Source organism: Mitsuaria sp. TWR114, assembly GCF_007997345.1.
In genome coordinates this window covers 1-7709 of sequence record NZ_VOSR01000262.1, presented here as the reverse complement: position 1 = coordinate 7709, position 7709 = coordinate 1, and the positions used below count along the sequence as shown (strand labels likewise).

The 7709-nt window shown below is 70.5% G+C and carries 7 protein-coding genes; 3 read left to right on the top strand and 4 right to left on the bottom strand.

The features are described from left to right. A partial coding sequence (locus FUT87_RS11415; RefSeq protein ID WP_186830487.1) for an NAD(P)/FAD-dependent oxidoreductase occupies positions 1-325 on the top strand: 325 nt, incomplete at its 5' end. A 178-nt stretch (positions 326-503) separates the two neighbouring features. Here FUT87_RS11415 and FUT87_RS28675 read toward each other — a convergent pair. Next, positions 504-650, bottom strand: coding sequence for a hypothetical protein (locus FUT87_RS28675; RefSeq protein ID WP_186830486.1), 147 nt, complete (start codon positions 648-650; stop codon positions 504-506). 190 nt (positions 651-840) lie between these two features. Between FUT87_RS28675 and FUT87_RS11410 the strand changes: the two genes are divergently transcribed. After that, positions 841-1953 carry an ATP-binding protein gene (locus tag FUT87_RS11410; protein ID WP_186830485.1) on the top strand — a complete coding sequence of 371 codons (1113 nt, stop codon included), beginning with the start codon at positions 841-843 and terminating at the stop codon, positions 1951-1953. A 17-nt stretch (positions 1954-1970) separates the two neighbouring features. Here the strand turns inward: FUT87_RS11410 and FUT87_RS11405 are convergent, their stop codons facing one another. From FUT87_RS11405 to FUT87_RS11395, 3 genes are all read right to left on the bottom strand, one after another. After that, positions 1971-2183: a cold-shock protein gene (locus FUT87_RS11405; protein ID WP_091722629.1), complete on the bottom strand. Its 213-nt coding sequence runs from the start codon at positions 2181-2183 to the stop codon at positions 1971-1973. A gap of 301 nt (positions 2184-2484) precedes the next feature. Then, complete coding sequence (locus FUT87_RS11400; protein WP_147241094.1) at positions 2485-4095, bottom strand: M20/M25/M40 family metallo-hydrolase; 1611 nt, start codon at positions 4093-4095, stop codon at positions 2485-2487. Between the two features lie 103 nt (positions 4096-4198). Further along, the gene (locus tag FUT87_RS11395; protein ID WP_255511776.1) at positions 4199-5992 is read right to left on the bottom strand and encodes a M4 family metallopeptidase; all 1794 of its coding nucleotides are present in this window, start codon (positions 5990-5992) and stop codon (positions 4199-4201) included. A gap of 407 nt (positions 5993-6399) precedes the next feature. On the opposite strand from FUT87_RS11395, the gene FUT87_RS11390 reads away from it, so the two are divergent. Then, positions 6400-7709 (top strand): acyl-CoA dehydrogenase family protein (locus FUT87_RS11390; RefSeq protein WP_255511775.1); only part of this gene is annotated, 1310 nt, incomplete at its 3' end.

Sequence of the window (7709 nt, the reverse complement as noted above, 5' to 3'; positions counted from 1 at the left end):
CGAGGGCCTGAAGGCCGGCCTGCTGCACGAGGTGCTGACGAAGGAGGCCTACGCCGACGCGACGGTGCTGGCGCACACGCTCAAGGCGCTGCCGCTGCGCCTGGTGGCGGCACGCCCGGTGGCCGAGGCCATCAGCACCGCGGGCGGCGTGACGCTGGAGTCGCTGGACGAGCGGCTGATGCTGAAGACCCGTCCCGGCGTGTTCCTCGCCGGCGAGATGTTGGACTGGGAGGCGCCGACCGGCGGCTACCTGCTGACGGCGTCGATGGCCAGCGGCGTCGTCGCGGGCGAGGGCGCCGCCGCGTTCCTGGCTAGCGGGGCGTGATCGTCAGCGGCTGAAGGGGCGCCGAGCTCCTCTGTCCGCCGGGTTGCCGAGCGGACGGGTCAGCCACCGGGCCGCCGTGTGGCGTGGACGGCACGCGGGGAAGCGTGCTGCCCGCCGGGTCCTGGCCCGCCAGCCGTGGGCGGGCCCGAGGTGCGCCTTGGACGGGCCCGAGGCGGCCTCAGCCCGCCTTGTTCTTCAGCTTGCCCTTGGGCATCACGGCCGTGACGGGCGCGACCGGACGGTCGGAGGACGTCTCCCGGGGGGCGCCGGTGTCCTTCTTGGGCTTCTTGTTGGCCTTGTCGTTGCGTTGCTCGCCTTTTGGCATGTCGTGGGCTCCTTCTTCAGCGGTCGTTGTCGTTCTGCGATCGTCACTGCGCGCGCAGGTCGGGCGGCGGTGACCGGCGCACTCTACTACCGCCATGGCCGGTCGCGGCGGCGTCAGCGCGATGCGTTACCCTCTGCGCTCGGCGCGACCCGCTGGCGCGGGCAGTCCAGGCGCCGCCAGGGAGGATGGCATGGACGCAGCACCAGCGACGGGCGGACGCACCGTCCTGCTCGTCGACGACGATCACTCGCATCGCTACGCGCTCCGGCGTCGGCTGGAGCTGGCCGGCTTCGCCGTCATCGAGGCCGCCGACGGGACCGCGGCGCTGCGGCTGGCGACCGGCGTGGACGCGATCATCCTCGACGTCCTGCTGCCCGACATCAGCGGCTACGAGGTCTGTCGCCAGCTTCGCGCGGCGGAGGCCGGCGTGGGTGTGCCCATCGTGCTGGTATCCGGCGTCTACATCGCCGAGGACGACCAGGTCCGCGGCCTGCAAGGCGGCGCGGATGCGTACCTGACGCGGCCGGTCGACGACGAGGTGCTGATCGCCAACCTGCGTGCGCTGCTGCGCCAGCGCGACACGCTGCGGGCGCTGTCCAAGGCGCTCGAGCAGAAGCGGCGCGACGAGGAGCGGGCACGCGACCTGTTCCTCGCGATCCTGGGCCACGACCTGCGCAATCCGCTCGACGCCATCGCCATGAGCAGCGAGCTGCTGGCGCGCGCGCCGATCTCGGCGTCGACGACCCAGAAGATGGCCGCGCGCATCACCGCCGCTGCCCGGCGCATGGCGCACATGCTGGACGACATCCAGGACTACGCGCGCAGTCAGCTCGACGCGGAACTGCTGCTGCGACGCGCGCCGCAGCGCCTGGGCGCACTGGCCTCAGCCGCGATCGACGAGGTGCGCGGCGCCTATCCAGGCATCACGGTCGATGCCGTGCTGGAGACGTCGGATGAAGGCCGGTGGGATGGTGACCGGTTGGCGCGGGTCATCGCCAACCTGCTGCGCAATGCGGTGGAGCATGGGGCCGTGGGGCGGCCCATCGTCGTGCGCACCGAGGCTCGGGGCGCGTGGCGCCACCTGTCGGTGCGCAATGAAGGTGCGCCGATCCCGGACGAGGTCCGGGCCGGGCTGTTCGAGCCGCTGGTGCGCGGTGGGGCGCAGGCGCCCGCCGCGGGCAACATGGGCCTGGGGCTCTTCGTGTGCCGCGTGATCGTCGAGGCACACGGCGGGCGCATCGCGGTCGAGACCGGTGCCTCGGGCACCGAGTTCCGCATCGAGCTGCCCGCGCAGCCGTCCTGAGGGACGGCGCGGTCCGCTCAGATCACGCGGATGTTGGAGGCCTGCGGGCCCTTGGGGCCGTCCTTCGGCTCGAACTCGACCTTCGCGCCTTCGGCGAGGGTGCGGAAGCCGCCGGAGCTCTGGATCTCGCTGTGGTGGGCGAACAGGTCCTTGGAGCCGTCGGTCGGGGTGATGAAGCCGAAGCCCTTGTCGTCGCTGAACCACTTCACGGTGCCGGTCTTGGTCGTCATGGTGTTTCCTTTTTTGAAGAAGATGAACGGAGATACCCGGCACGCGGGCGCGCGCCGGGACAGACACACTCAAGAACCGTCAGCGGGGGGAATGCTGGGCAGGCCACGCGCGCGGGATCCGGGAGGACCGGCGGGGCTGCGGAAGAAGACCTCTGAAGAAAGGCCTTGCGCGAATCTATCGCGGCACTCTAGCACGCGCGGCTGACGGCCGGCCGGTGCAAAGTCGCACCAGCCGGCCGCTCGTGGCGCCGCGACAGCAGCCGCGGAGCGCCGCCGGATCACCGCTGGAGCGCGTCCCGCCTCACTGCGGCCGGTAGGTCACCTTCAGCTGGTAGTTGCCCGCCGAGTAGCCGTAGACCAGCACGTAGACATCGCCGTTGGCCGTCATCGTGACGCTGCAGCCCTCGGTCGAGCTGGACCCGTCCGACTTGCAGGTGTAGGTGGACGTCGTCGGCACCGCGCCCTTGCGCACGTACAGGTCGATGTCGCCGGTGCCGGTGGTGCTGGCCGCGAGCGCGCCCCCGCTGGCCACCTTGAACGGTCCGAAGCTGCGGCTCTGACCGCGCGTCAGGCTGCCGCTGAAGTTCTCGGTCCGGTCCACCGGCGGCGGCGTGCCCGGCCCGTCGCTGCCCAGCTCCACCGCATAGGCCGCGGCCATGCGCGCGAACTTGAGCGCATGGTCGGCCTGGCTGCCCATGTTGGCGTAGGTGTCGTTGGCGGTGTGGATGTAGGGGTTGGAACTGCTCATGCCGGCCTCGAAGGGCATGCTCGCGAAGTAGCCCTTGGCATTCCACGACGCATGGTCCGAGCAGGCGTAGCCGCAGCGGTCGGTTCCCACCCGCAGCGTCGGCAGGTAGGTCGCGATCACGTTGGACAGGAAGGTGTTCTGCCCGCTGTCGGTGTAATCGCTGAACAGGTAGATGTCGTTGGCCGCGCCCTTGTAGTTGGTCATGTCCAGCTGCAGCACGCCCACCACGTTGACGCCCGCCGCGGCGAAGCTGTTGGCGATCTCCTGCGAGCCGCGCAGGCCGACCTCCTCGGCGGCGTAGGCCATGAACTTGATCGTGCGGCGCGGCTTGTAGTTGGCCTGCACCAGGGCGCGCAGCACCTCGGTCAGGCTGGCCACGCCGGAGGCGTCGTCGTCGGCGCCGGGCGCGCGCATGGTCTCGCCCGAGCCGCCGGACTGGTTGATCGAGTCCAGGTGCGCGCCCATCACGATGACCTCGCTGCCGTTGTCGGTGCCCTGGATGGTGGCGATCACCGACTTCTGCGCCCAGTTCGGATGGCTGAACTGCTCGACGCTGATGTCGGTGCGGCCGCCGGCCAGCGTCGTCCACTTCTGCCGCAGCCAGTTCGACGCGGCGACGCCGCTGCTGCTGGTGTAGTAGCGGTTGGTGTTGGCGGACAGGTCGACGATGGTCTGCCCGATGTTGCTGGCCTGCATCTGCGACAGGATGGGCGTCACCACCGACTGCTGGTCGATCACGTAGCTGGGCCGCGAGGCCACCAGCGCCGCCGCCAGCCGCTGCGCGCCCACCGGCGTGCTGTGGCGCTGCAGCGAGGCCAGGCCCGCTTCCCGCGTCGGGTGGTACATGTAGCCGCCGCAGCGCTTGAGCTCCTCGTGGATCGAGTGGCTCAGCGAGGCGAGCACGTCCTCGTCGACCTCGACCAGGTGCAGGCCCTCGTTGCGCACGGCGCGCGCGGAGGCGGAGGCGCTGGCGGCCGCGAGCGCCGAGCCGTCCTGCGCCGCATCGGCCTGGACGCTGGCGACCGCGCGCGCGGCCGGACGGTGTTTCTGCAACTGGGCCAGCGCGGCGTCGCCGAGGCTGATCCAGACCTTCTCGCCCGCATGGGCCGGCGTGAGCGCGGCCATGCCGACGCACAGCGCGCTGAGGATGAAGAACTGACGCATGGATGGTTTCTCCAGGAATGGCGAAGCCGGCGCGCCGCACGAAGGCGGCGCGCCGGAGTCGGTTCAGGCGGGGATCAGTAGGTGGCGACCAGCGAGGTGCTCGTCACGTCGCGTACGCGCTCAGCAGCACGTAGTAGGTGCCCGCCGTCGGCGACGAGAAGGTGATGGTCTCGGCATTGGTCGAGCCGATCGAGCGCTTGTCGTAGCTGGTGGTGGTCGGCGCGGAACCGCGCTTGACGTACAGGTCGCCGTCGCCCGATCCGCCCGAGAGCTTGATCGTCAGCGTCGTGCGGCCCGCCGGCACGGCGATGCTGTACAGCTTGGTCGCGCCCTTGGCCAGCGAGATGCCGGTCACCGGCACGCCGCTGGTCAGCGGCGTCGCGGTCGGCGGCGGCGTGGTGCCGCTGCAGCTCACGCCCACGGTGGCGAAGGCCGCCGTCACGTCGGCCATCGCGTAGCCGCGGTCGGTGGCCGCCTTCTCCACGCCGCAGGCGCCCTGGTTGAAGGTGCTGTTGGCGGTCCAGTACAGGCGGTTGGCGTCCACCATCACCTCGAAGGCCTTGCGCGTGTTCCAGCCCGGCTTGTTGGCCAGCAGGTAGAACGCGCGGTTGTAGACGCCGCTCGAGTAGTGCACGTCCATGCCGCTGCGGTAGTTGGACGCATGGCCGATGGAGCTGCCATCGCGCGTGGGATCGTCGAAGTAGCGCAGCGCGCCGCTGCCCTTGAAGATCTGCGCGCCCACCAGCCAGTCGTTGCTGCCGTTGTTGCGGTAGTACTCGGCGGCTTCGCCGGCCATGTCGGAGAAGGCCTCGTTCATGCCGCCGGACTGGCCGGAGTACACCAGGCCCGAGTTCTGCTCGGTGAAGCCGTGGCTCACCTCGTGCGCCGACACGTCCAGCGAGACCAGCGGGTAGAAGGTGGTGCGGCCGTCGCCGAAGCTCATCGCCGTGCCGTCCCAGAACGCGTTCTCGTAGTTGCTGCCGTAGTGGACCCGCATGTACAGGGTGCCGGTCAGCGGCCGCAGGTTGAACCAGTCCCGGTACATGTTGAAGATCACGTTGCCGAAGAAGTGGGCATCGTTCAGCGGCGAGTAGGCGCCGTTGATCTGCTTGTACTCGTTGCGCGAGCAGGTGAACTGGAAGGGCGTGTTGCTGGCGCTGGTGCTGCCGTTGAGGTTGACCGTGATCACGTTGCCGGAGTTCATCTGGCAGGTGTCGGTGACCTGCAGCGCCGGGTAGTCGGTGCCGTATTCGTAGCGGCCGGTCTTGGTGTTGCCGCCGGGGCCGGTGGCGTCACGGTGGGCCAGGCCTTCCCAGCGCTCCAGCACCGCGCCGGTGGTGGCGTCGATCATGAAGTGCGGGCGGCTGGGCTCCTGGCGGTCATGCCGCATGAAGGACACCAGGTAGAACAGCTGCGCCTTGCCGTTGGCATTGAGCCGGACGTACAGCTTGGACTGCTCGTTCTCGGTCAGCACCGCATTGACGGCACCCTTGGCCTGGGCCAGCGCGCCCTGCGCGGTCAGGCCGGGCTGCACCGTGTTCAGGTCCTGCTGGATGTTGGTCAGCAGGCTGCCGGAGTAGCGCGAGGTGCCGGCGTTGGTGTCGCGGTGCTCCACGACGCCTTCGCCCCAGACGGGCACGCCCTGGTGGTACTGCTGGTGACGGGTGACGACCTTGCCGCTGGGGTAGGTCTGGCTGCGCACGGCCTGCAGGTCGCTGGCCGCGAGTCCCAGCGCGGTGCCCGCGTTCTGGGGAGCGCTCGACGCGCGCATCGTGGTGTTCACCGGAGACTGGTCGTCGAGCAGGACGCGATCCGCCGCCAGGGCCTGGCAGGCGGCGGTAGCCGCGGCGGCCATGATGCTGACGCGCAGGAAACGCTGGATGAATGCCTGTGTCATATCGCCTCTTTCTTACGTGATGGATCGGTGAGATCTCCCGAAGAAATGGCCGGACTCGCTCGGGTGGGAACGGGACGGCCCCCTCTGTTCGCGGCCCGTGGTGAGGCCGTTCCAGATGTTCTTGGAGGTGCGGCAGGCGCCGCGTCCCGAGGTGTCGCCGGTTGCCTCGGAGGGCCCGAGGTCGTGGTCTTGCTGTGGCTGGTCCGGACGACTGCGCGAATGTAGGGGCTCCGGCGTCCGCGATGGCCTGTCAGGACTGACATCCGGTGTAACCCTTGCAACAAGCTGGATGGGCACGCCGGTGGCTGGCGTGCGCGCGATAGGCGAGGATGGCCCCCGCCGCGACCCCGATCCAGAGGACACGCCAGGAACCGGGGACCATCCAGCTTTTGCAGGAGACGCCCACCATGTCGCCCATGGACACGACACCCACCGCGCCCGGCGCCCCCGATGTCCCCACCGCCGCGGGTCCCGCTGCCGCCACCGGGGCCACGGGCTGGCGCACCCACGAGGTCACCAACCAGGTCGACGAGCTGGCCGGGCACTCGCCGCTGGCCATCGACCCGGCGCTGCGCGAGGCGCTCGCGCGCGCCGGCGCGGACGCCTTCGTGCCGGGCCTGGCCGAGTACGCCATCTGGCTCGGTCGTCCCGAGACCCAGGCCATCGCCGAGCGCATCAACCGGGTGACGCCGACGCTGGAGAGCTTCGACAAGCGCGGCCGGCGCATCGACCGCGTCGAGTTCGATCCCGGCTGGCATGCGCTGCTCGCCGCCTACCGGCGGGCGGACCTGGTCGCGATGCCGCTGCGCGACGAACGCCCCGGCCGCTGGGCGGCCTGGGCCGCCGGCTTCTACCTGCACGGACAGATCGAGGCCGGCACGCTCTGCCCGGCGACGATGACGCAGGCCAGCATCCCGGTGCTGCGGCGCGAGCCGGCGCTGTGGGCGGCGCTGCGCGAGCAGCTCCTGAGCACCGACTACGACGGCCGCGACCTGCCGCTGGCGGACAAGCGCTCGATCTGGCTGGGCATGGGCATGACGGAGAAGCAGGGCGGCTCCGACGTGCGCGCCAACACGACCCGCGCCGAGCCGGTGGGCGCCGGCGGCCGCGGCGCCGACTACCGGCTCACCGGGCACAAGTGGTTCTTCTCCGCGCCGATGTGCGACGCCCATCTGGTCGTGGCCAAGACACCGGACGGCGCGCCGGGCTGCTTCTTCGTGCCGCGCTGGCGCCCGGACGGCACGAAGAACGCGGTCCACATCCAGCGCCTCAAGGACAAGGTCGGCAACCGCAGCAATAGCAGCTCCGAGGTCGAGTTCCAGGACGCCCACGGCGTGCTGATGGGCGAGGAGGGCCGCGGCATCCCGACCATCATCGAGATGGCGACCTACACGCGGCTGAACTGCGTCGTCGGCAGCGCGGCGATGCTGCGCCAGGCGCTGGTGCAGGCGCTGCACTACGCGCGCCACCGCAGCGCCTTCGGCAGGCGCCTGGCGGCGCAGCCGCTGATGCGGGCGGTGCTGGTGGACCTGGCGCTGGAGAGCGAGGCCGCGATGCAGCTGAGCCTGCGGCTGGCTCAGGCCTTCGAGCGCCAGGACGATCCCGGCGAGCGCACCTGGATGCGGCTGGTGACGCCGGCGGCGAAGTTCTGGGTCTGCAAGCGCGCCGTCGAGCTGACCGGCGAGGCGATGGAGGTGCTCGGCGGCAACGGCTACAT

Bases quoted from the DNA above. Each gene is read 5' to 3' on its own strand.
- FUT87_RS11395 (WP_255511776.1), bottom strand. From the start codon at position 5,992: ATGACACAGGCATTCATCCAGCGTTTCCTGCGCGTCAGCATCATGGCC.
- FUT87_RS11400 (WP_147241094.1), bottom strand. From the start codon at position 4,095: ATGCGTCAGTTCTTCATCCTCAGCGCGCTGTGCGTCGGCATGGCCGCG.
- FUT87_RS11410 (WP_186830485.1), top strand. From the start codon at position 841: ATGGACGCAGCACCAGCGACGGGCGGACGCACCGTCCTGCTCGTCGAC.
- FUT87_RS28675 (WP_186830486.1), bottom strand. From the start codon at position 650: ATGCCAAAAGGCGAGCAACGCAACGACAAGGCCAACAAGAAGCCCAAG.
- FUT87_RS11405 (WP_091722629.1), bottom strand. From the start codon at position 2,183: ATGACGACCAAGACCGGCACCGTGAAGTGGTTCAGCGACGACAAGGGC.